Genomic DNA, 26,447 nt, shown 5'->3' on the forward strand with positions numbered 1-26,447 from the left:
GGCTTACCTCAAAGTTAGTCCGGCTTGCTTCTCGATGCTCTTGAGCGTTCCGACTGGAATATCTTGCTTCGGGTGAGGAACAGTTACCCGACCAAGCTTCCTTGGATGCTTGAACTGGACATGACTGCCCTTCCTGGCGACCTCGTACCAGCCATCAGCCTTCAACGCACAGATGATGTCGCCACTCTTCATGGAATATCTATACACACTTGATGTGTATTTTCAAGGTGCCTGTTGTCAACTCTGTCGGTGCGGATCGTTCCTCAGCTCGATCGGCATGCCATGCGGCGTGGCTTCCGCCGCGCGCTGCCAACTCTGCTGCAGGCCAAGGATCGTCGCTTCGTCGGCGACCTGTTTTTCTGCGAGAAGGTCGCAGAGCGCTGCAACCCAGCAGTCGAAATAGTCGCTTCCATCCTCTGCCCTGCCGGGCTGATGGACCTGGCCCGACAATGCCGCTGCCCATTCCGGCCAGGTAAACACGCCGCGCTCGTGCAGATGCACGGTCATCGCGAAGGCTTCAGCCGTCCAGGGCTCGGGGAAGACCGGATCACCCTGCGGTGACACCGGCAAGCCCGGCGAATGCGCAAGGTCGGTTTTGCTATCGCATCGAGTTTCAGAAGCGCTCAAGATAGCTCTCCCAGGCGTCGATGGAGACGGTCAGCGTCGGATCGGCGCCCTCGCCCCAGATTTCTGACGCATCGAAAACGACGGTATAGACCCATTGCGGGTTTTCGCCCTTGCCATGGGCATTGTCATCCGGGAACACGAAAGCGCCCTGCACCGCCTCGACCACGCCGGTCTTGGCGCGTGCGTAACGCGGCAATCGCGTGTGGGTCTCCGGGTTGAAGTTTTTCGTGCGGACACGATCGCCCGCGGCAAAGGCTGGCCTTGTCTCCAGCGGCCGGTCGCACGGCCCGCCTTTGGAAAGCACGCCCGCAACCATCTCGGCTTTCAAGATGCGTTTGGGCACCGCCGGTTCGACCTGTTTTGTGCCCGAGGCAATTTCCGCGCTGGTCGCAAAACCGTGCCGTTCCAGAAGCACTTCCAGCGCCCGGGTCCAGATCTCGTAATAGCTGGCCGAGAGATAGCTCGCCGATGGGATATTCTCGCGCGCATGCCGGCTTTCATCGATGTTCCATGCGCCAAATGCACCGCAGGAGAGCGTCAGGCCCAGCACGCGGCGTTCCCAGTCCGCATGGAAATAGGGCTCGTTGCTGTCAGGTGCCACCAACCCGAAACCCATCTGTCCGCCAAGGTCGTGCGGGCCGTTCATGACGGCACCCCTGCGATCGCGGTACCGATCATCGCGTCACGGCTGACCAGTGCGGCAAGCGCTTGCTCGTCCAGCCCGTCCGTCCCGTCAGGTCGTTCAGGAATGACGAGGTAGCGCAGTTCCGCCGTCGAATCCCAGACGCGGATCTTCGTCTCCTGGGGAAGAGCCAAGCCGAATTCGGCCAGCACGCCGCGTGGATCGATCACCGCACGGGAGCGATAGGCCGGCGCCTTGTACCAGGTCGGCGGCAGGCCAAGCACGGCCCACGGGTAACAGGAGCAGAGCGTGCAGACGATGAGGTTATGGGTCTCCACGGTGTTGAACACGGCGCGCATATGCTCGCCCTGACGACCGGCATAGCCGAGGCTGGCGATCGCCGCCGTCGCATCTGCCTTCAGCCAGTCTGCAAATGCCGGATCGCTCCACGCTTTCGCTACCACGCGGGCGCCGTTCTTCGGCCCGATCTTCGTCTCGTAGGTCTCGACGATCGCATCGACCGCTTTCGGGTCAATCAGGCCCTTTTCGACCAGCACCGTTTCAAGCGCCCTTACCCGCGCCTGCATGTCGGTGTAGCGGTTGTCGTGGTCGTGAAAGTGACCGTGAGCGTGGCCATGGTGGTCGTGGTGATCGGTCTCGTGATCTTCGTGCATGGCGGGACCTCATGATCGCTGCGGGATACCTTTGCCAACGTCCGCATCGAGGAGATGCAAACGTTGTCGTCGTCGGTTCAGCGTATGCGCCTTCCTCATGCCCGGCAAGCCTTTGCCGCCACCGGACGAACCGGAGGCTTGGCATCACGGCAGAGCGCCTTATCTGACATCAGATCACTCATCAGCGAGGTCGAAGATGCCCGATATTCCAACCGTCACCCTGCCCTCGGGCATCTCGGTTCCAGCCCTTGGCCTCGGAACGTGGAAGATGGGCGAGGCCCCGAACGACGCGAAGGCCGAGATCGAAAGTCTGCGCCGCGGGCTCGACCTTGGCATGACACTGATCGACACGGCGGAAATGTATGGAGAAGGCGCTTCGGAAGAGCTCACAGGAAAAGCCATCGACGGCCGACGCGACGAGGTGTTTCTGGTCAGCAAGGTCTATCCCTGGAATGCCAGCCGCCGCGGTGTGATCGAGGCCTGCGAGGCCAGTCTCGAACGCCTGAAAACGGATCGGCTCGACCTCTACCTTCTGCACTGGCGCGGCGAGCATCCGCTCGAAGAAACCGTCGCCGGGTTCGAGGAACTGCGCCGCGACGGCAAGATCGGCGCCTGGGGTGTCTCCAATTTCGACATCGCCGACATGGAGGAACTGATGGCGGTGCCGGATGGACGCAACTGCGCGACCAACCAGGTTCTCTACAATCTGTCGCGCCGCGGCATCGAATACGATCTCTTGCCCTGGTGCCAGGAGCACGAGATTCCGGTCATGGCCTATTCCCCGATCGAACAGGGACGGATCCTGCGCAATGCGGAACTGATCCGCATCGCCAAAGCCTACCAGGCAACGCCGGCACAGGTGGCGCTCGCTTTCCTGCTGGAGCGGGACAAGGTGATCGCGATTCCAAAATCCTCGACGGCGTCGCGCGTCGAGGAAAATGCCGGTGCTGCCGACCTTGAGATCAGCGACGAGGACTGGGAAGCGCTCGATGCCGCCTTCCCGCCGCCGGAACGCAAGCAGCCGCTGGAAATGCTCTAGTCGAGGTCTAGCTGACGACGCTCGGCGACGAGCGTCTCGATCGCGGTAAACACGTCGATTTCGGCAAAGCTCTTCGTGTCGCGATAGACCGGGTAGAGGCCGAAGGCTGCCGCTGCCAGCTGATCGATGGTGGGACGGGCGGTCCGACGAGACAGCGTGGCCTGCGCGCCCTCACCGAGGTGATCTTCGGTCAGGTCCCAGCCCGCATAGAACGGACCGGCATAACACCGCACCGGCTTTTCGCGCAGGAGCGCGTCCAGCCCGAACTGGCTGGAGACTGTCCAGACTTCATCCACCACATCGAGAATGGAGGCAACCGAGACTGCATCCGACAGGAGAATCACGCCGGATGCTTTCGCTGCCAGTTCGGTCAGATAGCCCTTGCGGAAGCCGGCCATCACATCCGGATGGGTGCGCACCACGCATTGAGCACCGCTCGCGATCGCATCCTTGAGCATCCGCGAAAAGCTGTCCGGCGAGCCGCCCGCCATCGGCACCGAAACATCGCCGAACACCTGGTCAACCAGAAGGATGCGCTTTCGCAGCGATCTCTCGAGTTTCAGCTCCCGATGCGGCAGGTTGTTGTATTTCGACAGCTTTTCAGAAACCAGCGCAGTGCGGATATCACTGCCCAGGGATGCAGCATCCCAATCGTCGGCAGCTCCCGCGATTACCTTTTCCAGGCGCGAGGGAACGGCGGCCCTCACCGGCATGCCGAGGTCGTCGATCTGGATCGAAATCGGCAGCGTGTTTTGCTTGCCGAGCCCGACCGAACGCAAAAACCCGTCTTCGAGATACCAGCTCGGCAGGCCGCGCAGCGCAGCAATCAGCCGCGCCGCCTTTGCCGGAGCGCGACCGCCCCACAGAACGATCCCGCCGATTCCCGGCCGAAGCGTCGGTTCAAGCGCCTCGACACCGAAGTAATGCCGCAGGAAGGGCTGCGACTGCCGGACATAGAAGGTCGCACCGATGCGCGTTCCAGGTTTCGGCAGCCAGTCCTTTTGCAATGGAATATCCCCGGCGCGGCGGCCCGACACTTACATGCCCTGCGAGCCGCGGTTCATCGCGGCGATGCCCGTGCGGCAGATCTCGATCAGGCCGAGCGGCCTGATGACCGCAACGAACTGATCGATCTTCGACGACTTGCCGGTGATCTCGAAGATGAAGTGCTCGATCGTCGCGTCCACGACCTTCGCCTGGAACGCGTCGGCGAGACGCAAGGCCTCGGCTCGTTGATCGCCGTGGCCAACCACCTTGAGCAATGCCACTTCACGTTCGATGGGCCGGTCCTGGCCGAGATCGCGCGCTCGGACCGTCAGGTCGAGAACCCGGTGGACAGGCACGATGCGCTCGAGCTGCGCTTTGATCTGCTCAAGCACGGTCGGCGTTCCGTTGGTGACGATCGTGATGCGCGATAGGTGCGCTTCATGCTCGGTCTCCGAAACCGTCAGGCTTTCGATATTGTAGCCGCGGCCGGAGAAAAGCCCGATGACGCGGGCAAGAACCCCCGGCTCGTTGCTGACGAGAACCGAAAGCGTGTGGCTCTCGACCTTGGCGGTCTCGGGCTGGAAGAAGTAGGCAGAACCGGTCGGCTGCAGATGTGCATTCATGGTCTCAGGTCCGTTTCCTCAGAGATAGGTTCAGGACGCCAGCCCTCCGCTGACGCCCCAGATGCGCCGATCAAACCAGCTGACGGCCCTTGGCGTCGATCGCGGTTGCAACAACTTCGTCGGTCGCCTCGTCCGGCAACAGCATCTCGTTATGGGCTTTGCCTGACGGGATCATCGGGAAGCAGTTGGCAAGGTTTGCGACACGGCAGTCGAAGATGACTGGCTGCCGGATTGCGATCATCTCGGCGATCTTGTCGTCCAGCTCCTTCGGATCGTCGCAATACATGCCGACAGCACCGTAAGCTTCCGCGAGTTTGACGAAGTCAGGCATCGCTTCCGTATAGGAGTTCGACAGGCGGTTGCCGTGAAGCAGCTGCTGCCACTGGCGCACCATGCCCATATACTGGTTGTTCAGGATAAAGATCTTGACCGGCAGATCGTGCTGGATCGCGCAGGACATTTCCTGGATGCACATCTGGATCGACGCGTCGCCGGCAATGTCGATGACGAGCGCATCGGGATGCGCGACCTGAACGCCGAGAGCTGCCGGCAGGCCGTAACCCATCGTGCCGAGACCACCCGATGTCATCCAGCGGTTCGGCTCTTCGAAACCGAAGAACTGTGCCGCCCACATCTGGTGCTGGCCGACCTCGGTCGTGATGAAGGTCTTGTGACCCTTCGTCGCCTCGTAGAGACGCTCGACCGCGTATTGCGGCATGATGACGTCGGTCGAGTTCTTGTAGGAAAACGACTTGCGACCCCGCCAGCTCTGGATTTCGCTCCACCAGTCGGAGATCTGCGCCTTGTCCTGCTTTTGCGGCAGGGCGCGCCACAGGCGAACCATCTCTTCCAGAACATGACCGACATCACCGATGATCGGGATCTCGACGCGGACATTCTTGTTGATCGAAGACGGGTCGATATCGATATGGATCTTGCGCGAGTTCGGCGCAAACGCATTCAGGCGTCCGGTGATGCGGTCGTCGAAACGCGCACCGACGCAGACCATGACGTCGCAGTCATGCATCGCCATGTTGGCTTCATAGGAACCGTGCATGCCGAGCATGCCGAGCCAGTTCTTGCCCGATGCCGGATAGGCGCCGAGCCCCATCAGCGTCGAGGTGATCGGGAAATCCGTCAGCTCGATCAGCTCGCGCAGCAAACGCGACGCTTCCGGGCCGGAATTGATGACGCCACCGCCAGTATAAAGGATCGGCCGACGGGCCGAAGCCATCAGTTGAACGGCTGCCTCGATTGCCTGCATATCGCCGGCAAGCTTGGGCGCGTAGCTCTTGTTGGCAGGCGTCGCGCCTGGTGGCGTATAGGTGCCGGTCGCAAACTGGATATCCTTCGGGATATCGACAACGACAGGACCCGGACGGCCCGACTGGGCGATACGGAACGCTTCGTGGATGACACCAGCCAGCTGGTCGACGTCTTTGACGAGCCAGTTGTGCTTGGTGCAGGGGCGCGTGATGCCGACCGTATCGGCTTCCTGGAAGGCATCCGAGCCGATCAGGTTAGTCGGAACCTGGCCGGTCAGACATACGAGCGGGATCGAATCCATCAGCGCGTCCTGCAGCGGTGTAACCGCGTTGGTGGCGCCTGGACCTGAGGTGACGAGCATGACACCAACCTTACCGGTCGAACGGGCATAGCCTTCGGCAGCATGGCCGGCGCCCTGTTCGTGGCGGACGAGGATGTGCTTGATGTCATCCTGCTGGAAGATTTCGTCATAGATCGGCAGGATCGCGCCGCCGGGATAGCCGAAAATATGCTCGACGCCGTTGTCCTTCAGCGCCTTCAGGACGATCTCTGCGCCCGTCATCCTGTTATTCGTATCCGTCATCATCGTCATCCGTTCACTTCTGGATTTACCGGCGGCTCCTCCGAGCCGGTTTGAAGACATAAAAAAAGGCCCCTTGAGGAGCCTGTCTTTCCGCGCATGGGTGGCTATCGCCGGACGGTTACACCGTCCTGCCCATGCGCGTTCCCACCACGATAAGTGCGTTCGAAATCTTCATGGCCGTGAGTGTTAGCCGGATATGCCCCATTCGTCAACGCAGACCGTCAGCAAAAACGTCATCTCATTGAGATCGCTCGCAGTTCACGCCGAAAGTGACGAGGTCCTACACAAGTTGTTAAGCCGGCAAGGCTACAGTCGCAAGATTGGAGGAACCTGATCTCCATATCACCTTTCGATTGCCACCCCATTTGCAGGGCCGTTACTGTTGTTGAACAACGACCTTCACCGTTCGATCTCTGCCGGGGAGCAAGAGCGTCGCGATGCCCAGAAAATCGGTAACCGGATGCTGGGCCGTGTCGTCGCCTGCAACGGCTCGCATGCGACGATCGCAGCTGTCGCCGAGCATGGCGACACCGATCTCACCGAACTCTGGTCCGTCGGCCGGCTGATCTCCATTTCCGTCGGCAGCAACCGCGTCGTCGCGCTTGCCTATTCGATGCAATCTGGCGAACGCCAGTGGGCGGAAGGTGAAGACACGAAATTCCACATCGAAGTCGAGCTGCTCGGCGAGGTCCGTGTCGGGCATGATGGTCGCGAAGAGTTTTCGAGCGGCATTTCCGCCTACCCCTATCTCGGCGCCATTGCCCATCGTATCCGCTCGGCCGACCTTCTGCGCATCTACGATGCCGGCAAGAACGATACGTGCACGATCGGCAAGCTCAGCCAGGATGAAAGCATCGATGCGGCAATCCATGTGCCTTCAATGCTGTCGAAGCATTTCGCCATCGTCGGCTCCACCGGCGTCGGCAAGTCGACAGCCGTTTCGCTTCTCCTGCACAAGGCGATCGAAGCTGACCATCGGCTCCGCGTTCTGATCCTCGATCCGCACAACGAATTTGCGGCAGCCTTTCCCGATCATGCGGTCGTTATCGATACCGACACGCTCGACCTGCCTTTCTGGCTGATGCGCCTTGAGGAATTCTCGGAGGTCATTTTCCGTGGCCGCCCGGCTATCCCCGAAGAGCTCGACATCATGCGCGACCTCATCCCGGAAGCAAAACGCGCTTTCAAGGGCAGCGATTCGGGCCTGATGCGCCGCTCGGCTTCGGAAAAAAGTTCGCTGACCGCCGATACGCCCGTCCCTTACCGCATGGCCGATCTGCTGGCCCTGATCGACGAACGGCTCGGCAGGCTGGAGGGTCGCTCCGACAAGCCGTTCCTGCGCGCTCTGAAAATGCGCATCACGTCGGCGATCAACGATCCGCGCTATCATTTCATGTTCTCCAACAACACGATCCAAGACACGATCATGGAGACGATCGCGCATATCTTCCGCATTCCCGGCGACGACCGGCCGATCTCGACGTTCCAGCTTGCCGGCATCCCATCGGAAGTCGTGAACTCTGTCGCCTCTATCCTCTGCCGCATGGCGTTCGAGCTTGCGCTCTGGAGCAATGGCGCAATTCACATGCTCGTTGTCTGTGAGGAAGCGCACCGCTACGTACCGGCAGACCGGGAGCTCGGGTTTGCACCGACCGTGCAGGCCATCTCCCGCATTGCAAAGGAAGGCCGCAAATACGGCGTTTCCCTTGGCATCATCACGCAGCGCCCAGGCGAGCTTGACCAGACGATCCTGTCCCAGTGTTCGACGCTGTTTGCCATGCGCCTGTCGAATGAGCGGGATCAGGTCATCATCAAGTCGGCGATCCCGAATTCGTCGATCTCGACGACGAGCTTCCTGTCGTCGATCGGCAATGGCGAGGCAATCGCGTTCGGCGAGGCCATCTCGGTTCCCATGCGCATGCGCTTCTCACGCGTCGAGAAACGCTATCTTCCAAAGACCAACAGTCTTGCAAACAAGGGCAGCGAAGAAACGCCCGACACGGTTGATCTGCGTTCGATCGTGTCCCGCATGCGCTCGGTCACAGCGCCGGAAATCTCATCGTTCCAGCAGAGCTATTCCGCCAATCCACCCGCCCCGGAGGCAGGTCTGCCGATCCCGCCCGAAGACAGGCAGGCTGTGCCGTCCGCCGATGACGCGGAACTGAATGACTGGCGGCGTGAAATCGGCAGCGGTATACCGCCGCTCGATGCGCCTGCCCCGCGCTCGCCGGAACCGCCCTCGTTGGCACCCTACAGATCCGACATGCTACCGACCCCGCGTGCAGCGGAGCGGCTTGCACCGCGCTTCCCGGAACGCGACAGGCCGGTTGAGCGCTTTGCCGAGCGTCCCGCGGAGCGTCAGACCGACCGGCTCACGGATCGCCCGCCCGCCATTCACGACCGTTTCGCCGATCTTCGTCGGCAGGTTTCGTCCGAGACCCCTCGACCAGGCTCGCCGTCACTGGAACCGCGTCCGAACGCATTCCTGCGGCGCGAAGCTCCGCCAAGGGAAGGTTCGTTGCGCGATGGCCTTCTCAAGAAGCCGCTGAGCAGTCTCTACGACAAGGACTGATCGCGAGCGAGCGCCCTCACGTTGCGAGGCGCTCCCAGCTTTCGTCCATCTGGTTGCGGAACCAGGTCATCTGACGCTTGGCGTATTGCCGCGTCAGCGCGGAGCCACGCTCGATGACCGCGTCGCGGGTCATCCGTCCCGCGAGCATTTCGCCGATCTCCCGCACGCCGATCGCCTTCATGATCGGCAGGTCCGGGGCCGGATCGCAGGCGAGCAGCGATTCGACCTCCTCGACTGCGCCCCCATCCAGCATCTTGACGAAGCGGGCATTGATACGATCGTGCAGGATCTTTCGATCCGGCAGAACGACGATTTTGCGCGCTCGCAACGGATCGATGATGACCGGGCCTGCCTTGCCCTGAAACTCGGTGATGGATCGGCCTGTTTCTTCCAGCACCTCCAGTGCCCGCAGGATTCGCTGTCCGTCCATCGGCTTCAGATTGGCGGCCACCGCCGCGTCACGTGCCGATAACTCCGAGTGAAGCGCCTGCGGTCCCTCCTCCTTGAGCCGCAAGCGCACACGGCACCGAATATCCTGGGAAATCTCCGGCATGTCCGACAGACCGCCCGTGAGCGCCTTGAAGTACAGCCCCGTGCCGCCGACGAAGACCGGAATCCGCCCCTGTTCTTTCAAGACCGGCATGAGTGCGGATACGTCCCGCTGCCATTCGCCCGTCGAATAGGCGTGCGTCGCCGGCACATGCCCATAGCGGTAATGGGCGATGTCCGCGGTCTCCTCCTCTGACGGACGCGCGGTGATGATCCTGAGCGTGTCGTAAACCTGCATGCTATCGGCGTTGACGACGACGCCGCCGCATTCGCGTGCCATGCGAATGGCAAGCGCCGACTTGCCGCTGGCAGTCGGCCCGGTTATCAGGATCGCATCAGTATTTTGCATAAGGTCGGTCATATGGCTTTCGTTGCCACGCTCATTGCCCATCCGTCAAACCCCGTTCTCACTCCGGCCATCGCCGAACGGGCCGCCGAAGCGGTCAACGCCTCCGGTCTGTACTGGCTGGCAGACGGGATCGCCTGCGATATCGCCCTTCGCGACGGCACCGATCCGTCGGCTGCGGAAGAAACACTCCGCGGCTTGATCGGCGAGGAGCGGATCGATGTTGTGGTGCAGCAGGCGGAAACCCGGCGCAAGTCGTTCCTCATCGCAGACATGGATTCCACCATGATCGGCCAGGAATGCATCGATGAACTCGCCGACGTCGTCGGTTTGAAGGACAAGGTGGCGACGATAACGGCACGTGCCATGAACGGCGAGATCGCATTCGAGCCGGCGTTGAGAGAACGGGTGGCGCTCTTGAAAGGCCTGCCGATCGGCGTCGTCGACGAGGTCATCGAGAAGCGGATCACGCTGACATCGGGTGGACCGGAACTGATCGCGACGATGAAGGCGAAGGGTGGTTACACGGCGCTCGTGTCCGGTGGCTTTACCGTTTTTACGAGCCGCATCGCCGCAATGCTCGACTTCGACATCAACCGCGCCAACATCCTCCTCGAAGAAAACGGCATCCTGACCGGCGAAGTCGCCGAACCCATCCTCGGCAAACAGGCCAAGGTGGATGCATTGGAAGAGATCGCCCGCGAACTCGGCATCACCCCTGATGATACGATTGCTGTCGGCGATGGCGCAAACGACCTTGGCATGCTCGGCATCGCAGGCTCCGGCGTGGCCCTCCACGCCAAGCCCACTGTTGCGGCCCAGGCCAAGATCCGAATCGACCACGGCGACCTGACCGCGCTCCTCTATATCCAGGGCTACCGGAAGACGGATTTCGTCATTCCCGGCTGAGGCTCCACAGAGGGATGAGCAACACCATGCAGCCGCAGCCTATCGCAACCAAGCTCCTTGAAACTTCACGCCTCGTCCTGCGCCGCTGGCTCCCCACGGACCGGGACTTGTTCCGCGAAATCAACGCGGATCCTGACGTGATGGCGTTCTTCCCGTTCCGTCGCAGCCACGACGAATCGGATGCGTTCCTCGGGAAGCTGAACGACATGTTTTCCGAAAACGGGCTTGGCTTTTACGCGCTCGAACTCAGGGAAACCGGCGAGCCACTAGGGTTTTGCGGGCTGACCTATGCCAATATGCCGGGGATTTTTCCGGCCGAAACGGTGGAGATCGGCTGGCGTCTGGCTGCCCGTTACTGGGGCAATGGCTATGTGACGGAAGCGGCAGAAGCGCTTCTCGATTTCGCCTTCGTAGAGAAGGACATCAAGGCCGTCGTCTCGTTCGCCGTAGCGGACAATAACCGCTCGACGGCTGTCATGAAGCGCCTTGGAATGCATCGGGCGGCCGGCATGGATTTCGACCATCCGCGCGTGCCGGAGACGCATCCCCACCTCAAGCGCCATGTCGTCTATGCAATGACACCGGAGGAATGGACAAGGCGGAACGCCCGCCTTGTCGAGGAAGCCTGAACTCTCAGGCTATTCCAGCGGAAGTGCCACGAACCGCAGGTTTCCGGTCTTGTCGGCCACCATGACATGCGCGTTGCGGCGGCCTTCCTTCTTCAGCACGTCGAAGCGCTTGGCGACCTCACCCGGGTTCTCGACGAAGTCCTGGGCGATTTCGACCACCACGTCGCCGGCCTTGAAGCCCTTGGCAGCGGCAACCGAACCAGCCTTCACCTCGGACACCACCACGCCCTCGACGCTTTCCGCGATCCCGAACGTCTTGCGGTGCGCCTCATCCAGCACGCTCAGCGTCATGCCGTAAACCGTAACGGGCTCGCTGCTTTTCTCGCCGGCGTCCGGGGAGCCGCTGTCATTCTTGCCCTGGTCATCCGGGGACTGATCGTCAGGGCTTTGTGCGTCTGGCGACTGTCCATCGGGTGCTGCCGGCTCATCGCCATCTGCGGCATCGGCCGTATCATCGAGTTGCCCGAGCGTGATGCGGACGGTCTGCTCCTTGCCGTCGCGCAGCAAACGCACCTCGACATCCTTGCCCACAGGGCTTTCGGCAACAATCCGCGGCAGATCGCGCATCGAACTGACCGACTGTCCGTCGAAGGCGAGCACGACATCGCCCGACTTGATTTCACCGTTCTTGATCGGACCGTTTTCAACGACGCCGGAAACCAGTGCTCCACGGGCCTTGTCGAGCCCCAGGCTCGCCGCGATATCGTCAGTCACGGGCTGAATGCGGACACCGAGCCAGCCGCGGCGCGTTTCGCCGAACTCGATCAGCTGATGGACGATGTTTTCCGCAAGTTCTGTCGGGACGGCAAAGCCGATCCCGATCGAGCCGCCGGAGGGCGAAATGATCGCCGTGTTGATCCCGATCACCTCGCCGCGCATATTGAACAGCGGTCCGCCGGAATTGCCCTTGTTGATCGCCGCATCCGTCTGAATGAAGTTGTCGTAGGGCCCTGCATTGATGTTTCTGCCGCGTGCGGACACGATGCCGAGCGTCACCGACCCGCCAAGACCAAACGGATTGCCGATTGCCATGACCCAGTCGCCGATCCGGATCTTTTTGGAATCACCGAAGGGAACGGCCTTGAGCGGCGTCTTGGACTCGACCTTCAGCACGGAGAGGTCGGTTTTTGTGTCGGTGCCGACCAGGCGAGCCTTCAGCTTACGGCCATCCGGGAAAATCACCTCGATATCGTCGGCGCCTTCGATAACGTGGTTGTTCGTCACCACATAGCCGGAGGAATCAATCACGAAGCCGGAGCCGAGCGAAGACACCTTCTGGTTTCCGCCCTGATTGTCCTTGTCGTCGAAAAAGTCGTCGAAGAATTCCTGGAAGGGTGAGCCCTCCTGGATCTGCGGCTGCGGGCCGGCACCCTGGTCCTTGACGCTCTGCGACGTCGAGATGTTGACGACGGCGTCGAGCAGGCCTTCCGCCAGATCGGAGATCGGCGCTGGACCGGCGGGCACCGCGGACTGGCTGACCGGAGGTGGCGGATTGAACTTGTTGCCGGCTGGCGCTGGTGGCGCGGGCAGCATGCCGCCGGGCTGAGTGGCCGGCTGGCTGTTAGCCTGTGGAGCCGGCGCCTGTCCCGGAGGTGCCGGGGCTTCCCCCTGCGGAGCGGGCGCCTGTCCCTGAGGCGCTGGCGCCTGTGGACGAGGGGCCGGGGCCTGGACCTGCTGCGGCTGGGCCGGGCCTTGCGCCAGTGCCTGAAGCGGACTGACCATGACGGCAACCACTAGACCGAGGCTCACGGAACCCTTCAAGGACGATAGTTTCGAATGGCCCATTGGCATCCTCGTTTTCTGTCACGGTGTCTGCCGCGGCAGAAAAGCATCCGTGCAACCCACAACGTTACGCATTGATAACTCGCGCCCCGTTCTGAAGAAAGCATAGGGCGGAATAACGGCCGGGAAAATTACCTTTTCGTGAAACCGCGACCATCAGCGAACATGGATGTGGATGACGGGTGAAAAGGGCAGTTGCGAAAAGGGCGGCCATGACAGGCCGCCCTTTTCTTAAGTGCTTAGTTCGTCGGTTGCGCCGGTGCCGGCTGGGCTGGCGTCGGCTGGGCCGGTGCAGGCCGTCCCGCTGCAGGCGGCGTTACCACGCCGTCCGACGAGTTGAAGAACCGGAAGAACTGTGAATCAGGCGAAAGCACCAGGGTCGTATCCTTCCCGGCCATCGAGGCGACATAGGCGCGCATCGACCGGTAGAACTGGAAGAACGACGGATCACGCTGGAACGCTTCCCCAAAGATGCGGTTACGCTCGGCATCGCCCTGACCTCGGATGATTTCCGAATCGCGCTGCGCTTCCGAGACGAACTCGACAACCTGGCGGTCGGCGATAGCACGGCGGCGCTGGCCTTCTTCGCTACCACGGGCGCGGATGAGTTCCGCTTCCGCCAGACGCTCTGCCCGCATGCGAGCAAACGTCTGCTGCGAGACTTCCTGCGTCAGATCGGTTCGACGGATGCGGACATCCTGGATCTTGACGCCAAGCGTTTCGGCGGCAACGTCGAGATCACGCTTGACCTCGGTCATCATCGACGCACGCTCTTCGGAGAGTGCTTCAGTAAAGCTGCGCAGACCGTAGACGCGGCGCAGACCGGCGTCGAGACGCGTGCTGATACGCGATTCGGCAGACACGCGATCGCCCGAAACCGCTTCCCGGAAACGCTGCGGATTTTCGATCCGGTAGATCACGAACGCGTCGACTTCATAGAAGGCGCCGCCGCGGACCTGAACGCGGATATTGTCGAGATCCAGGCGAAGTGCGCGGTCTTCGATATACTGAACGCGATCCGCATCGGCAAAGGCGAAGGGAAGCTTGAAATAGATCCCCGGCTCGTTCTTCACGCTCTGGATTTCACCGAAGCGAAGCACGAGCGCCTGCTGCCGTTCGTTGACGACGAAGACCGACGAGTAGACGAGGAACAGGAGAACGGCGAGACCGATCAGGAAAGCGGGCAATTTGTTCGAGATCATCAGTTGCCCCCCTGTGCGGCTGCCGGCCGGTTGATTTCATTGAGCGGCAGATAAGGGACGACGTTCTGACCCTGCTCGATGATGACCTTGTTGGAGTTCTTCAGAACGTTCTCCATGGTCTCGATGAAGATGCGTTCGCGCGTCACGTCCGGTGCGTTCACATACTGGTCGTAGATCGACACGAAGCGCTGCGCTTCACCCTGAGCTTCGTTGACCGTCTGGTCACGATAGGCGGACGCCTCTTCGCGGACCTGCGCGGCCTGACCGCGGGCGCCACCAAGCTTCTGGTTGGCGTAGCGATTGGCTTCCTCGACGATACGGTCTTCGTCCTGCTCGGCGCGCTGAACCTCTTCGAACGCGTCTGCCACTTCACGCGGCGGCGCTGCATCTTCGATCGGCACGGCGTTGATGGCAATGCCTGCGCCGTAACGGTCCATCGTGCCCTGAATGATGTCGCGCACCTGCGTCGACATGCCTTCACGAGCGTCGCGGAAAATATCCTGAGCCGGACGGCGTCCGACGACTTCGCGCATGGCGCTGTCTGCAACCTGCTGCAGCGTCTGGGCCGGGGCTTCGACGTTAAAGAGATAGGCGCGTGGATCGGTGACGGTGAAGAGGACCGAAAACTGGACGTTGACGATATTCTGGTCGCCGGTCAGCATCCATCCGGCATTCGAATTGGTGGCACTGCTGCGCGCACCGATATTCTGCTGCTGCTCGGTGACCTTGACGATCTCCACCGTTTCGAACGGCCAGAGATGGAAGTGAAGGCCCGGCATGGACAGTTCTTCCTTGGGCTTTCCAAACCGAAGTTCGACGCCCCGCTCGTCCGGCTGAACCGTATAGATCGATTCGAATGCCAGGAATGCGAGAACGGCCAGAAAGACGACCGCGACTGCTCCGCCGTTGAAACCACCAGGCATAAAACCCTTCAGCCGGTCTTGGCTGCGCCGCAGGATGTCTTCGAGGTCAGGCGGTCCGCCATTTCCCCCTCCGCCACCACCGCCGCCGCGCGGACGGTTCGGGCCTTGTCCCCAAGGTCCTTGATTGTTACCGCCGCCGCCGCCGCCGCCCCATGGGCCGCCGCCGCCATTCTGATTGCTCCAGGGCATCAAAACCTCTTTGTTAGTGCTACTCCCTAACCGGTCGCCTGTCCGAGCCGCCTGAAATGCAGCAGCTCGCGGTCCGTGCCCCCGGTCATGCCGTTATAAGTATCGGAAGAGCCGCTTTCAACGCAGCTTCAATAACTTCCCGGTGTTCGGTAACGAATTATGTCACTTTGGCATCGATCGGCGGCTGTAGACAGCAAAACGGGTGGCAAAGCTGTCGCGCTCGCCGGCCGGGACGAGGATCTCCTCGATCTTTTCGTACACGGTTGGATCGATTGCTGGAAACATCGTATCACCGTCTGCAATATCCGCTTCCACATGGGTCACGTAAAGTCGGTCTGCCAGATCGATTGCTTTCGCGTAGATTTCGCCGCCTCCGAGAATGCCGACCTCTCCGGCACCGGTCGCTGCAGCGATCTCCCTCGCCCTAGATATCGCCTGCTCGAGGGACGCCGCCGTCTCCACACCCTCGACCGAGAGATCGCGATTGCGGGTGACCACGACATGCGGGCGGCCGGGCAGCGGCTTGCCGCCGAAGCTGTCGAGCGTCTTTCGTCCCACCACCATCGGCTTGCCGAGCGTCATCGCCTTGAAACGCTTGAGGTCGGTCGACAGCCGCCAGGGCATGTCGCCATCTCTGCCGATGACATTGTTGCGCGACACCGCGACGAAGATTGCGACCGGAACCGCCATCAGACTGCGATCGGTGCTTTGATGCTAGGATCAGCGACGTAATTCTCCAGCGCAAAATCCTCAAAGCGGAAGGAGAAGATGTCCTTCACATCAAGATTGATGCGCAGTGTCGGCAGCGGCTTCGGCTCGCGCGTCATCTGCAGCTGCGCCTGTTCGAAATGATCCGAATAGATATGCGCGTCGCCAAGCGTATGCACGAAATCGCCAAGCTTCAGCCCGGTCACCTGCGCCACCATCATGGTCAGGAGCGCGTAAGAGGCGATGTTGAACGGAACCCCCAAAAATATGTCCGCCGACCGCTGGTAGAGCTGACACGACAGCCGCCCCTCCGACACGTAGAACTGGAACAGGCAATGGCAGGGCGGCAGCGCCATGTCGTCAACCTGTGCAGGATTCCAGGCTGTGACGATGTGCCGGCGCGAGTTCGGGTTGACCTTCAGGTTCTCGATCAGGTTGGCGATCTGATCCACATGACCGCCATCAGGCGTCGGCCATGAGCGCCACTGATATCCGTAAACCGGACCGAGATCGCCTTTTTCGTCTGCCCATTCATCCCAGATGGAGACACCATTTTCCTTGAGATAGGCAATGTTCGTATCGCCCTTCAAAAACCACAAGAGCTCATGGATGATCGAGCGCAGATGCAGCTTCTTGGTGGTGAGGACCGGGAAACCCTCGTTCAGATCGAATCGCATCTGGTAGCCGAAGACCGAGCGGGTACCGGTCCCGGTGCGGTCGCCGCGGTCGGCGCCAGTCTCCATCACGTGCCGGAGAAGGTCGAGATACTGCTTCATAGGTCTTCCGCCGATTGGTCGAGATCGTCCTACATAATAGCACGAAGCCTACTCACCAATCACCTCCCCGTCACCGGCGCGGCTTTTCCAAGCTTTTCACGTTGATGATAGGAATATGACGAGACCTCTTTTCATCCGGTTCGCAAACCCCTATATCACTCGTGCCGGACTTCGGTTCGGATATGGCGATAAACGGTCGATGAAATAAGCCTATTGGACCCGGGGGCGGTACCCGGCGCCTCCACCACAAACCGGTCGGTCAATCTAGACCGGCTTGTGATGGGGGCGAAATAGGATCGACAAGGGTGTAAAGATCGAACTTTTGCTCGGCATGATACCGCCGTTATCGGGTCACAAGTGTAGTTGCAAATGACAACAACGCTAAGGGTTACGCTCTCGCTGCCTAATGGCGGTGCGGGAAACCCGAACTAAGTCCTTACGGTTAGCCCCGTAAGGCGGGGTCCGGAGGCACCTGGCAACAGAAGCCTTCACCTTCGCTCCCCGGTGGAATATCATGACATGACTCGACGCCGAAGCGGACTTCCCCGCGGGCGCGTCTCGTGACATAAGCGGCGTTTGAAGAGCAATAGAAAGACAGGATCGCATGGGGCAGGATCACATCCGCTACGATATTCTGGCACAGGACGCCCTCCGCGGCGTTATCCGCAAGGTTTTGTCCGAGGTCGCGGCAACCGGCAGACTGCCGGGTGACCACCACTTCTTCATCACATTCCTGACCGGCGCACCCGGGGTACGAATCTCTCCGGCGCTGAAGTCGAAATATCCGGAACAGATGACGATCGTCGTCCAGCACCAGTTCTGGGACCTCAAGATCACCGATACGCTGTTTGAAATCGGCCTGTCGTTCAACGATACGCCGGAACGCCTGGTCATCCCGTTCAACACGATCCGCGGCTTCTACGACCCGTCCGTGAATTTCGAACTCGAGTTCGAAGTGCCGATGGTCGAGGAAGGCGAAGTCTCCGCCGAGATCACCGCAATCCCGGTCGATCCCACGCCAAAGGTTGTGGATGCGGATGCCGCCACCGGCGAGGACAAGAAGGAAGGCTCCGTCGTCTCCCTCGATTCGTTCCGCAAGAAGCAGTAGGCAGACCCGATGAGCGCCGAGATCGTCAACCTTCGGCAGTTTCGCAAAGGCAAGGCGCGTTCGCAAAAGGACGCGGCTGCCGAACAGAACCGCATCAGCTTTGGCCGCACCAAGAGTGAAAAGCAGCTGACGACGGCCCTCAACGAAAAAGCGGGGAAAACCCTCGATCAGGGCAAGCTCGAAAAGCCTTCTCCGGAAACGGACGAACGGCGTTAAGGCTTCGTTAGGCTGACTCATGGCAACGGCTTGACCGTGCGCATGCGACATCCTCAATTGCGCTCCATCAATCACCATGAGGGTGACGGGGCCTACACTTGATCCGAAAACATTCTGCGACCCTGCACGGTCATCGAACGAGTTTTTCGCTGGAAGATGAATTCTGGCATGAACTGAAATCCATTGCTGCCAAACGCGGCATCAGTCTGGCCGCCTTGATCGCCGAGGTCGACGACGGTCGTTCGGAAGACAACAATCTTTCCTCTGCACTCCGCCTGCATGTGCTGCGCTGGTTCAAGACCTCGCTGGCAGACTGTCTTGCCGGGCTGCCAGCCAGGCGCTGACGGTCAGCGTCCTCCCGCCCCCCATTTGCTCTGATCAGCGTGCCGCCGCACTCACGGCTGCACGCCCGGCAAACTTGGGTTTGAGGAGCGACCCGTACCCGAAGGCTGCTCCTGGAAAAGGTCGCCGGCGGGTGGCATCGTGAACGGCGCCGGCGCCGATGGCTGCTGGTTCTGCCTTTGGATTTCCCGTTGCCGCTCCTGCTGGAGCCGGGCTGCTTCAGCGCGCCTTGCTGCCTCCTGCCGTTCGGCTTCCTGGCTTCTGCGTTCTGCCTCCGCCGCCTCCTGGCGTGCCCGCTCCTCGGCCTCTGCCGTCACGCGTGCCGCCTCCCGTTCCACGCCACGGAACGTGTAGAGCGCGACTTCGCGGCGCAGCCGCTGTTTCTCGAGCACGCTTGCCTGCAGCGTCTCGACGCGGCGGCGTTCCTGTTCGAAGGCCCGCAGTGACAGGAAGTTTGCCATTGCGGCCATATCGATGCGCTGTTCCGGCTGCTCGAGCGATCCGGAATAACCGAGCGTGACAGTCGGTTCTCCGCCCGCCACAGCCTCTTCACCCGCATCGTAACGGACCGACAGCCCGGCATCGATGCGGCTATCGACAAAGTCGAGCACGCCCTCAGCCGAGACCTGTGCGGCGCCGGCCGTTGCGGTAAAATTCTGAACCCGTGCGGCGCCGCCGGTAATCGTCATCGGAATGGTGACGGACCCGAGCCGGGTTGTCCCTTTCAGGACCTCAGTTGTCACGATCGGTTGAACCGCTGCCTCGTTGACCTCGCCCTGCAGCCTGTCGGCACCGGCAAGTATCGGCGCGAGCGCATCCGGATTGATCCCGGCAATCTCGAAATCCTTGAGGCGCATCTCGCCGGAGCCGCTGACGCCATGCATGAGTTCGTCCATGCTCTTGCCAGTCGCCTCGATGCTGACAGTGCTGTCCAGCTTGCCCGTCGCGACCGGTGTGCCGCCCTTTTGCCAGACGAGCGGTGCGAGATCGGCGTTTTCGACCTGCAGCCTTGCCTGGACGATGCCGGTCGCATCGCCGTTCGACATCATCAGCCGTCCGGACAGATTTCCGCCCTGCCAGGTACCGGAGGCGTTGTCGATCGTCAGACCACCGGCTTTGCCGTTCACCCTGCCCGAAAAACCGGTAATTGTTCCAAGCGCATCCGCCCGGAGCGTTTTTGCCGACAGATTGATGCCGACATCCGTCGATCCAATCAGCGGCGTGGCGAACGGCGTCTTTGATGGGGCGCCTGTCACGCCATTCTCCATCGGCCCGAATACCGCCTCGCCCATCCAGGCAAGATCGATCGCGTCGACAGACATGTCGCCGGTAACAGGCAGGCCGGGAGCGCGGCGATCGGCGGATAGCGATCCACCGACAGTGTTTCCGGCAAGATCGCCACTGAGGCCAGAGACTTTCACGGCATCTGCCGAAAGCTCGACATCAGCCGCGAGATTGACAGGCAGTCCGCTGCCGAACTGCGGCAGGCTGACACCGGTGACCAGCAGATAGGGCTCGATATCGGCGCTCTTGAGCGACACCCGCGCCCGCCCTTCGCCAAATCCGGCATTCTGGATATTCACGTCGCCGGCCATCAGCAGCGACGTCTTGGGCGTCGTGAAGCTCAGTTCGGTGGTGGCCGCGTGCTGTTCCTTTTGCTGCAATGTCAGCGCCAACCGTCCCGCGCCGTCACCATCGAAAGGCAAGGGATCGAGACCGGCTTGACCGAGCAGGACCGTCGCCTTCGGGTTGGCAAGCGATGCAGACAGCGTCATCGCGTTGCCGGCCGTGAGATCGAAGATGCCGGGCAGCTTCAGATCGGCATCGACCGTGCTGCCATTCGCCTTGCCGCGCAGCTTGATATTCGCACCGCCAAGACCGCTACCGCCGAGTGAAATATCGGCGATCAGATCCGAATCCGCATACCAGCTGCCGTTGCGGGCCAACCGGTCGAGCAACGGATGATGCGGCAGCCGATCCCGCAGCATGGTGATGAAAGACGTGGGGTCCGGTGAACGGAAACTGACCGACCCGGTCCCGGCGTAGGAAACCAGCGAGCCCTCGACCCTGCCTTTGGCGGACAGGGTGGCGCCCTCGATATCTCCGACAGTCAGCCGCTCCAGCGACAACACGCCCTCGGCCACGCTAAACGCGGTATCGACCTTGGTTGCGACGACGCCTAGAGCCGTCAGCCGGTCGGCCTTGAGGCTTGCTGCGACCCGGTGGTCGAGCACATCCTGACCGGCATCGTCGCCGGTGACCAGCGACGCGAGCGCGCGCATGGCGTCGATATCGATCTCGTTGCCGGCAAGCGCCATGGAAAGGCTTGGCGCCTGGCCATTCGGCGACTGGCGCTCCAGCCGACCCTTAAGCGTTGCAGGCCCTATCCCAAGTTCCAGAGCTTCGAACCGCTGAAGTTCCGGCGTGAGGTTCACCTTGGCCGAGAAGCCGGCGTTTTTCAGCTGCCGGATCGCAGGATCAACGCTGCCGGACAGCCAGTCGGCAAGGCCGGAGGGCTGTGTCGACGCGACCAGCATGTCGCCGACGAAAGCGGTTCGGTTTGCAAGGTTGAGATTTCCCTTGGCCTCCAGCTGGGTGCGGCCCGGCAGGGTGGCAGTCACGTTGTCGACGGCCCAGCCGCGCCCGGCCGGTCTAACGTCGAGATGGATGTCGCGGATCGTTGTGTCGTTGAAGACGATCGCCGGCAGCTTGAGGTTGACCCTTCCTGGCACCTGCGGGATCGGGATCGACGCGACCATCTGCACGAAGGCATTGAGGCGGCGCTGCGCGGACGCGGCCGGATTGCGACCCGTCTTCGCCTGGGGGCCATCGCTCAGGCGGTTGACGTCGATCTGCTGGCCATCGGCCGTCAGCAGGAATTCTGGCTTCGGCCCTGTATCGAGCGTTGCCTCGCCGGTGACGATGTAAGGGTTTTCCTTCGGACCGACTTCGACCCGGTATTGCGGAATGCGGGCGCGCTCGCCGGTCAGCTCGAAATCGCCGGACACGCGCGGACCGGGCGGCGGCGCCTTGACCGGCTCGGACTCGTCTTCTTCCTGCAGGAAGGCAAGGTTGAACTTGCCGTTGTAGCTGGGCTTGTTGTCGACTGCGGCAAGTTCGCCATCGAAATCGACCACGACCGGATGGGCATCCGGCCAGACGCGCAGCCGCAACGGAATATGCCGTCCCTCGGCCGCGGCTTCACCGCTTGTGAGGCTGAAGCGGGCCTCCTGGCCATCTAGCACCGCATTGCCCTCGCCCCGCCATGGCCCGGCCAGCGTCCCGGCCGACAGGTCGGTGGACAGTCCGGTCATGTGGCGGATCTGGCCGTTGCGATCGTCGATGATCTCGATTTCGCCACCCATGATATGGACGTCTTCGAGAATGACGCTGCGCGCCGCGATCGTCGGGCGACTGCCGCGCAGCCATTCGAACGTGCCGTCCTTCAGAATGCGGAAACGCACCTTTGGCTTCTCGATGCGCATATCGAAAATGCGGGCCTCGCCGGAGAGAAACGGCGCGAGTTCCATATCCATCGAGAATTGCGCCACCTGCACAAGCGGCTGGCCATCGACGTCCTGGCCGACGCGCACGTCATGCAGTGTAACCGACGGAAATGGGAGTATCCGCGCATCGACCGAGCCGTGGACGGCGACCTTCTTGCCGAGCAGACGGCTGGCCTGATCCTCGAAAGCGACGCGGAAGCTCGACCAGTCGACAAAGAAAGGCACCAGCAGCGCCGCAAACAGCGCCGCTACGACCAATCCGCCCAAAGCCAACATGATGCGTCCGAGCACCGGCCTATCTCCCTGTTTCTACGGCAAGAGTAGTTCCACGCGCCGGACTGGCAAGTCAATCATTGGGGAGTGTTATTCCGCGATGCGGAAGATCTTTCCCGGATTGAAGAGGTTTTGCGGATCAAAGCCTTTCTTGATCGACCGCATCAGCTCGACGGCACCGCCCAGTTCCTCGTCGAGATAGGACATCTTGCCCTGCCCGACGCCGTGTTCGCCGGTGCAGGTTCCGTCCATCGCGAGAGCACGGCGGCTCAGGCGTCCCGTAAACGCCTCGACATTGGCAACGGAAGCCGGATCCTTGTCGTCGAAAAGCACGAGGACATGGAAATTGCCATCGCCCGCATGGCCGACGATCGGTGCCAGAAGCCCCGCGTCGCGAATATCGGCCTGGGTCTCGGCGACGCATTCCGCCAGCCGCGAGATCGGCACGCAGACATCGGTGGAAAGGCCGTTGAGCGACGGATCGAGCGCCCGGCCTGCCCAGTAGGCATTGTGGCGGGCGTTCCACAGCTTCGTGCGTTCCTCGGCATTGGCAGTCCAATGGAACTCGTCGCCGCCGCAGTCGGAGGCAATCTCGGCGAACTGTTCCGACTGGATGCGGACCGTTTCTTCTGTGCCGTGAAATTCGAGAAACAATGTCGGCTTCTCGGGGTAGGATAGGCCCGAATAGGCATTGCAGGCGCGGATCTGCACGTCGTCGAGAAGTTCGATACGGGCAACCGGAATGCCCATCTGAATGGTCATGATGACGGCATCGCAGGCGGCCTCGACGCTTGGGAAGGCGCAGACGCCGCCGCCGATCTTTTCCGGAATGCCCTGAAGCTTCAGCGTCACCGAGGTAATCACGCCGAGCGTGCCTTCGGAGCCCACGAATAGCCGGGTCAGATCGTAGCCGGCCGAGGATTTGCGGGCGCGACGCGCGGTGCGGATCTCTTCGCCATCGGCGGTAACCACGGTCAGTGCCAGGACATTGTCCTTCATCGTGCCGTAACGCACCGCGTTGGTACCGGACGCACGGGTCGACGCCATGCCGCCGATCGTTGCGTTGGCACCGGGATCGATCGGAAAGAACAGGCCGGTATCGCGCAGTTCGCGGTTCAGCTCCTCACGCGTCATCCCCGGCTCGACGGTGACGTCGAGATCTTCAGGGCTGATGCGAAGGACTTTGTTCATGCGGCTGAAATCGATCGAAATGCCGCCGGACGGCGCATTGACCTGACCTTCCAGCGAAGAACCGACGCCAAACGGGATCATCGGAACCCGATGCTCGCCGCACACCTTCACCACGGTCTTCACGTCGTCGCTCGTCTCGACGAACACGACGCCATCGGGAAGCTGGCCCGGAAGATAGGTGGTCGTGTGGGCATGCTGTTCGCGGAACGACTGGCCGGTCTGGAACCGCTCGCCGAAAGCCTGTTTCAAGATACCGAGGACCGCGGCAATGCCCTCCTCGTTCCGTTGGCCTGCCTTCACGTCGCGAATTGCCATGCTACGTCTCCTCAAGATGCTAGGGCTTGGTTAGGAGACACGGCAAGGTTTGTCCAGAACGAACAATCCCGCATCGGTACGGTAGCTTATCGCGCGAAGCGGCGAGCCCCGGCGACACAGAGGATGACGGCAAATGTCACGACGATCATCATCGGGCTGATGCTTTCACCGAGCAGCAGGGCGGCAAGCACGAGGCCGAAGAATGGCTGCGTCAGCTGCAACTGGCCGACTGCCGCAATGCCACCCTGCGCCAGCCCGCGATACCAGAAGATGAAGCCGATCAGCATGCTGAAAAGCGAGACATAGCCGAGGCCAAGCCATGCCGGCATGCGGATTGCGGAGAAATCCGGCGGCAGTTGCGTAACCGTGATGACTATCATGACAGGCAGCGACAGAACAAGCGCCCAGCAGATCACCTGCCATCCCCCGAGCGTCCGCGACAGGCGGCCACCTTCCGCATAACCGAGGCCGCAGACGAGAACCGCGGCAAGCATCATGCCGTCGCCAAAGGGTGACGCCATCACACCCTGCGACAGCGCAAAACCGGCAACGCACGAGCTTCCGGCAATCGCGAAGATCCAGAATGCCCGCCTCGGTCTCTCGCCACCGCGAAGAACCGCAAAGCATGCCGTCGCCAAAGGAAGCAGACCGATGAAGACGATCGAATGGGCCGATGTCACGTGCTGGAGTGCCAGCGCAGTGAGAAGCGGAAAGCCCACCACGACGCCGAGCGCGATGACGACAAGAGACACGAGGTCGCGGCGCGACGGCCACGTTTCACGAAAGATGAGGAGGATGCAAAGTGCGAGGAGGCCGGCAATCGCGGCGCGGGCAACGGTAAGAAAAACCGGATCGAACTGCGTGACGGCAACCCTTGTCGCCGGCAGCGAGCCGCTGAAGATGATCACGCCGATCATGCCGTTGATCCAACCTGAAAGAGAACGATCCATAAGCCTGCACACCCCTGCCAAAAACCTTCGACGCTTATGCGCGCAAGCCTCTGGCAGCGACAGCTACACTCAGGTACGATTTGACAAAATTGTAATGGTGCATGAGGCAGTACGGATGGACTTGGGGACGCAAGGTGGGCAGAAGGTCGCAATGGTCGTTTCGACCATCCGGCAACGGATTTCCGGGCGCAGCCTTGTGCCCGGGGCAAAGCTTCCCTCCGTGCGAAGCCTCGCGGCGACGCTGAAAGTGTCCACCTCCACCGTCGTCGATGCCTACGACCGGCTGACGGCAGAGGGCGTGATCACCTCCCGCCCCGGCTCCGGCTTTTACGTTGCCAACCAGACGGCACCCCTGTCGCTCGCGCAGATCGGTCCGAAGCTCGACCGCGCCGTTGATCCCTTGTGGGTGTCGCGGCAATCGCTCGATGTCCGGCGCGATGGCCTGACGCCGGGTTGTGGCTGGCTGCCACCATCCTGGTTACCGGACGAAACCCTGCGGCGATCGCTTCGCACGCTGTCCCGCGGCGATACGGCAACGCTTACGGACTATGGTTCTCCGCTCGGCCTGACACCGCTTCGAAGCCTGATTGCGCGCAGAATGGGAGAGCGCGGCATCGAGGCGTCACCCGACCAGATCGTGCTGTCCGATTCCGGCACCCAGGCAATCGACCTTCTCTGCCGGTTCCTGATCGAGCCCGGAGACACCGTCCTCGTGGACGACCCCTGCTACTTCAATTTCCAGGCGATCCTGCGCGCCCATCGCGCCCGGATCGTCGGCGTGCCCTATACGCCGAACGGGCCTGATCTCGACGCTTTCGCAAACGTCCTCGCTGAGCACCGCCCTCGCCTCTACATCACCAATTCGGCGGTCCACAATCCGACCGGGGCAACGCTTAGTCCCGTCACGGCGCATCGCGTTCTGAAACTTGCCGAACAGTTCGGCCTGACGATCGTCGAGGACGATATCTTTTCGGATTTCGAGCATACGCCGGCACCAAGGCTGGCTGCCTTTGACGGTCTTGACCGGGTCATTCATATCGGCAGCTTTTCGAAAACTCTCTCCGCTTCGGTCCGCTGCGGCTTCATCGCCACCAAGCGGGACTGGATCGAGGGTCTGACCGACCTCAAGATCGCGACCTCGTTCGGCGGGCCATCGCTTGCGTCCGAACTGGTCTACCAGGCGCTGAGCGATGCCAGCTACCGCAAGCATCTGGATACGATCAGGGGGCGGCTCGCCGGCGCAAGGGTCGAGGTATCGGGACGGCTGAAGGCGATCGGCATCGTGCCGTGGATCGAGCCGCAGGCAGGCATGTTTCTGTGGTGCCGGCTGCCCGATGGTCTCGATTCCGCCGACGTCGCACGGGCGGCATTGAAGAACAACATCGTGCTCGCCCCGGGCAATGTCTTCAGCCCGTCGCAATCAGCGACGAGTTCCATGCGCTTCAACGTGTCGCAATCGCTCGATGGACGGATCTACGACGTCCTGAAGCAGATTTTCGCCGACATGCGGAACCCCGAAACCGTTGCCTGAAGGCAAGCC

General features: G+C 61.6%; 24 protein-coding genes and 1 other RNA gene. 9 read left to right on the forward strand and 16 right to left on the reverse strand.

All coding sequences use genetic code 11. The features are described 5' to 3' along the window. Positions 1-3 precede the first annotated feature (3 nt). The 4 genes from ASF70_RS15990 to nthA are packed head-to-tail and all read right to left on the reverse strand — an operon-like array spanning position 4 to position 1,923. Positions 4-192 carry a type II toxin-antitoxin system HicA family toxin gene (locus ASF70_RS15990; protein ID WP_062581023.1) on the reverse strand — a complete coding sequence of 63 codons (189 nt, stop codon included), beginning with the start codon at positions 190-192 and terminating at the stop codon, positions 4-6. 45 nt (positions 193-237) lie between these two features. Further along, positions 238-627, reverse strand: a complete 390-nt coding sequence (locus tag ASF70_RS15995) for a nitrile hydratase accessory protein (protein WP_062581025.1) — start codon at positions 625-627, stop codon at positions 238-240. Then, positions 614-1,273 carry a nitrile hydratase subunit beta gene (gene nthB / locus ASF70_RS16000; RefSeq protein ID WP_062581027.1) on the reverse strand — a complete coding sequence of 220 codons (660 nt, stop codon included), beginning with the start codon at positions 1,271-1,273 and terminating at the stop codon, positions 614-616. Before nthB ends, ASF70_RS15995 begins: the two co-directional genes overlap by 14 nt. Beyond that, entirely contained in the window at positions 1,270-1,923 is a 654-nt protein-coding gene (gene nthA / locus ASF70_RS16005; protein ID WP_062581028.1) for a nitrile hydratase subunit alpha, read from the reverse strand. The genes nthB and nthA overlap by 4 nt, the downstream gene beginning before the upstream one ends. A 196-nt stretch (positions 1,924-2,119) precedes the next feature. Here nthA and ASF70_RS16010 point away from each other — a divergent pair, with 196 nt between their 5' ends. Next, positions 2,120-2,962, forward strand: coding sequence for an aldo/keto reductase (locus ASF70_RS16010; protein ID WP_062581030.1), 843 nt, complete (start codon positions 2,120-2,122; stop codon positions 2,960-2,962). On the opposite strand, the gene ASF70_RS16015 is transcribed toward ASF70_RS16010, so the two are convergent. The 3 genes from ASF70_RS16015 to ASF70_RS16025 all read right to left on the reverse strand — a co-directional run bounded on the left by ASF70_RS16015 (position 2,959) and on the right by ASF70_RS16025 (position 6,421). Beyond that, positions 2,959-3,969: a capsular biosynthesis protein gene (locus ASF70_RS16015; protein ID WP_062581032.1), complete on the reverse strand. Its 1,011-nt coding sequence runs from the start codon at positions 3,967-3,969 to the stop codon at positions 2,959-2,961. The two genes, ASF70_RS16010 and ASF70_RS16015, sit on opposite strands and share 4 nt — an antisense overlap. Before the next feature lie 30 nt (positions 3,970-3,999). Beyond that, the gene (ilvN, locus tag ASF70_RS16020) at positions 4,000-4,572 is read right to left on the reverse strand and encodes an acetolactate synthase small subunit (RefSeq protein WP_062581033.1); all 573 of its coding nucleotides are present in this window, start codon (positions 4,570-4,572) and stop codon (positions 4,000-4,002) included. Between the two features lie 70 nt (positions 4,573-4,642). Further along, positions 4,643-6,421 (reverse strand): acetolactate synthase 3 large subunit, encoded by a 1,779-nt coding sequence (locus tag ASF70_RS16025; RefSeq protein ID WP_082471955.1) that lies wholly within the window; start codon positions 6,419-6,421, stop codon positions 4,643-4,645. 382 nt (positions 6,422-6,803) lie between these two features. On the opposite strand from ASF70_RS16025, the gene ASF70_RS16030 reads away from it, so the two are divergent. Then, positions 6,804-8,993: a DUF87 domain-containing protein gene (locus tag ASF70_RS16030; protein WP_062581035.1), complete on the forward strand. Its 2,190-nt coding sequence runs from the start codon at positions 6,804-6,806 to the stop codon at positions 8,991-8,993. Between the two features lie 16 nt (positions 8,994-9,009). Here ASF70_RS16030 and miaA read toward each other — a convergent pair whose 3' ends face one another. Continuing rightward, positions 9,010-9,903 (reverse strand): tRNA (adenosine(37)-N6)-dimethylallyltransferase MiaA, encoded by an 894-nt coding sequence (gene miaA, locus ASF70_RS16035; RefSeq protein WP_062581452.1) that lies wholly within the window; start codon positions 9,901-9,903, stop codon positions 9,010-9,012. On the opposite strand from miaA, the gene serB reads away from it, so the two are divergent. After that, on the forward strand, positions 9,904-10,797 hold the full coding sequence (gene serB, locus ASF70_RS16040) for a phosphoserine phosphatase SerB (protein WP_062581037.1): 894 nt from the start codon (positions 9,904-9,906) through the stop codon (positions 10,795-10,797). Between the two features lie 26 nt (positions 10,798-10,823). Then, on the forward strand, positions 10,824-11,426 hold the full coding sequence (locus ASF70_RS16045) for a GNAT family N-acetyltransferase (RefSeq protein ID WP_062581454.1): 603 nt from the start codon (positions 10,824-10,826) through the stop codon (positions 11,424-11,426). Between the two features lie 9 nt (positions 11,427-11,435). Here the strand turns inward: ASF70_RS16045 and ASF70_RS16050 are convergent, their stop codons facing one another. The 5 genes from ASF70_RS16050 to ASF70_RS16070 form a co-directional block, all read right to left on the reverse strand. Next, positions 11,436-13,175 carry a Do family serine endopeptidase gene (locus ASF70_RS16050; RefSeq protein WP_244474050.1) on the reverse strand — a complete coding sequence of 580 codons (1,740 nt, stop codon included), beginning with the start codon at positions 13,173-13,175 and terminating at the stop codon, positions 11,436-11,438. A gap of 272 nt (positions 13,176-13,447) precedes the next feature. After that, positions 13,448-14,410, reverse strand: a complete 963-nt coding sequence (locus ASF70_RS16055) for a protease modulator HflC (protein ID WP_062581041.1) — start codon at positions 14,408-14,410, stop codon at positions 13,448-13,450. Further along, on the reverse strand, positions 14,410-15,522 hold the full coding sequence (gene hflK, locus ASF70_RS16060) for an FtsH protease activity modulator HflK (protein WP_062581043.1): 1,113 nt from the start codon (positions 15,520-15,522) through the stop codon (positions 14,410-14,412). The genes ASF70_RS16055 and hflK overlap by 1 nt, the downstream gene beginning before the upstream one ends. 162 nt (positions 15,523-15,684) lie before the next feature. Beyond that, entirely contained in the window at positions 15,685-16,212 is a 528-nt protein-coding gene (locus ASF70_RS16065; RefSeq protein ID WP_062581045.1) for a dihydrofolate reductase, read from the reverse strand. After that, positions 16,212-17,006, reverse strand: coding sequence for a thymidylate synthase (locus ASF70_RS16070; protein ID WP_062581048.1), 795 nt, complete (start codon positions 17,004-17,006; stop codon positions 16,212-16,214). The genes ASF70_RS16065 and ASF70_RS16070 overlap by 1 nt, the downstream gene beginning before the upstream one ends. 124 nt (positions 17,007-17,130) lie before the next feature. On the opposite strand from ASF70_RS16070, the gene ssrA reads away from it, so the two are divergent. From ssrA to ASF70_RS16090, 4 genes are all read left to right on the forward strand, one after another. Beyond that, positions 17,131-17,499, forward strand: a transfer-messenger RNA (tmRNA) gene (gene ssrA, locus ASF70_RS16075). Between the two features lie 111 nt (positions 17,500-17,610). Continuing rightward, a complete protein-coding gene (locus ASF70_RS16080) occupies positions 17,611-18,114 on the forward strand; it encodes an SspB family protein (protein ID WP_062581050.1) in 504 nt (167 codons plus the stop codon). Between the two features lie 9 nt (positions 18,115-18,123). Further along, positions 18,124-18,330 carry a DUF4169 family protein gene (locus tag ASF70_RS16085; protein ID WP_062581052.1) on the forward strand — a complete coding sequence of 69 codons (207 nt, stop codon included), beginning with the start codon at positions 18,124-18,126 and terminating at the stop codon, positions 18,328-18,330. Positions 18,331-18,428: 98 nt separating this feature from the next. Beyond that, positions 18,429-18,674: a ribbon-helix-helix domain-containing protein gene (locus ASF70_RS16090; protein ID WP_062456265.1), complete on the forward strand. Its 246-nt coding sequence runs from the start codon at positions 18,429-18,431 to the stop codon at positions 18,672-18,674. A gap of 51 nt (positions 18,675-18,725) precedes the next feature. On the opposite strand, the gene ASF70_RS16095 is transcribed toward ASF70_RS16090, so the two are convergent. The 3 genes from ASF70_RS16095 to ASF70_RS16105 all read right to left on the reverse strand — a co-directional run bounded on the left by ASF70_RS16095 (position 18,726) and on the right by ASF70_RS16105 (position 24,907). Continuing rightward, positions 18,726-22,454 (reverse strand): AsmA-like C-terminal region-containing protein, encoded by a 3,729-nt coding sequence (locus tag ASF70_RS16095; RefSeq protein ID WP_244474051.1) that lies wholly within the window; start codon positions 22,452-22,454, stop codon positions 18,726-18,728. An 87-nt stretch (positions 22,455-22,541) separates the two neighbouring features. Then, positions 22,542-23,957, reverse strand: a complete 1,416-nt coding sequence (locus ASF70_RS16100) for an FAD-linked oxidase C-terminal domain-containing protein (RefSeq protein WP_062581056.1) — start codon at positions 23,955-23,957, stop codon at positions 22,542-22,544. A gap of 86 nt (positions 23,958-24,043) precedes the next feature. After that, positions 24,044-24,907, reverse strand: a complete 864-nt coding sequence (locus ASF70_RS16105; RefSeq protein WP_062581058.1) for a DMT family transporter — start codon at positions 24,905-24,907, stop codon at positions 24,044-24,046. A gap of 94 nt (positions 24,908-25,001) precedes the next feature. On the opposite strand from ASF70_RS16105, the gene ASF70_RS16110 reads away from it, so the two are divergent. After that, a complete protein-coding gene (locus ASF70_RS16110; protein WP_062581060.1) occupies positions 25,002-26,438 on the forward strand; it encodes a PLP-dependent aminotransferase family protein in 1,437 nt (478 codons plus the stop codon). The last annotated feature ends 9 nt before the right edge of the window (positions 26,439-26,447 follow it).

The sequence above is a fragment of the Rhizobium sp. Leaf321 genome (assembly GCF_001423215.1).
Classification (GTDB): Bacteria; Pseudomonadota; Alphaproteobacteria; order Rhizobiales; family Rhizobiaceae; genus Neorhizobium; species Neorhizobium soli.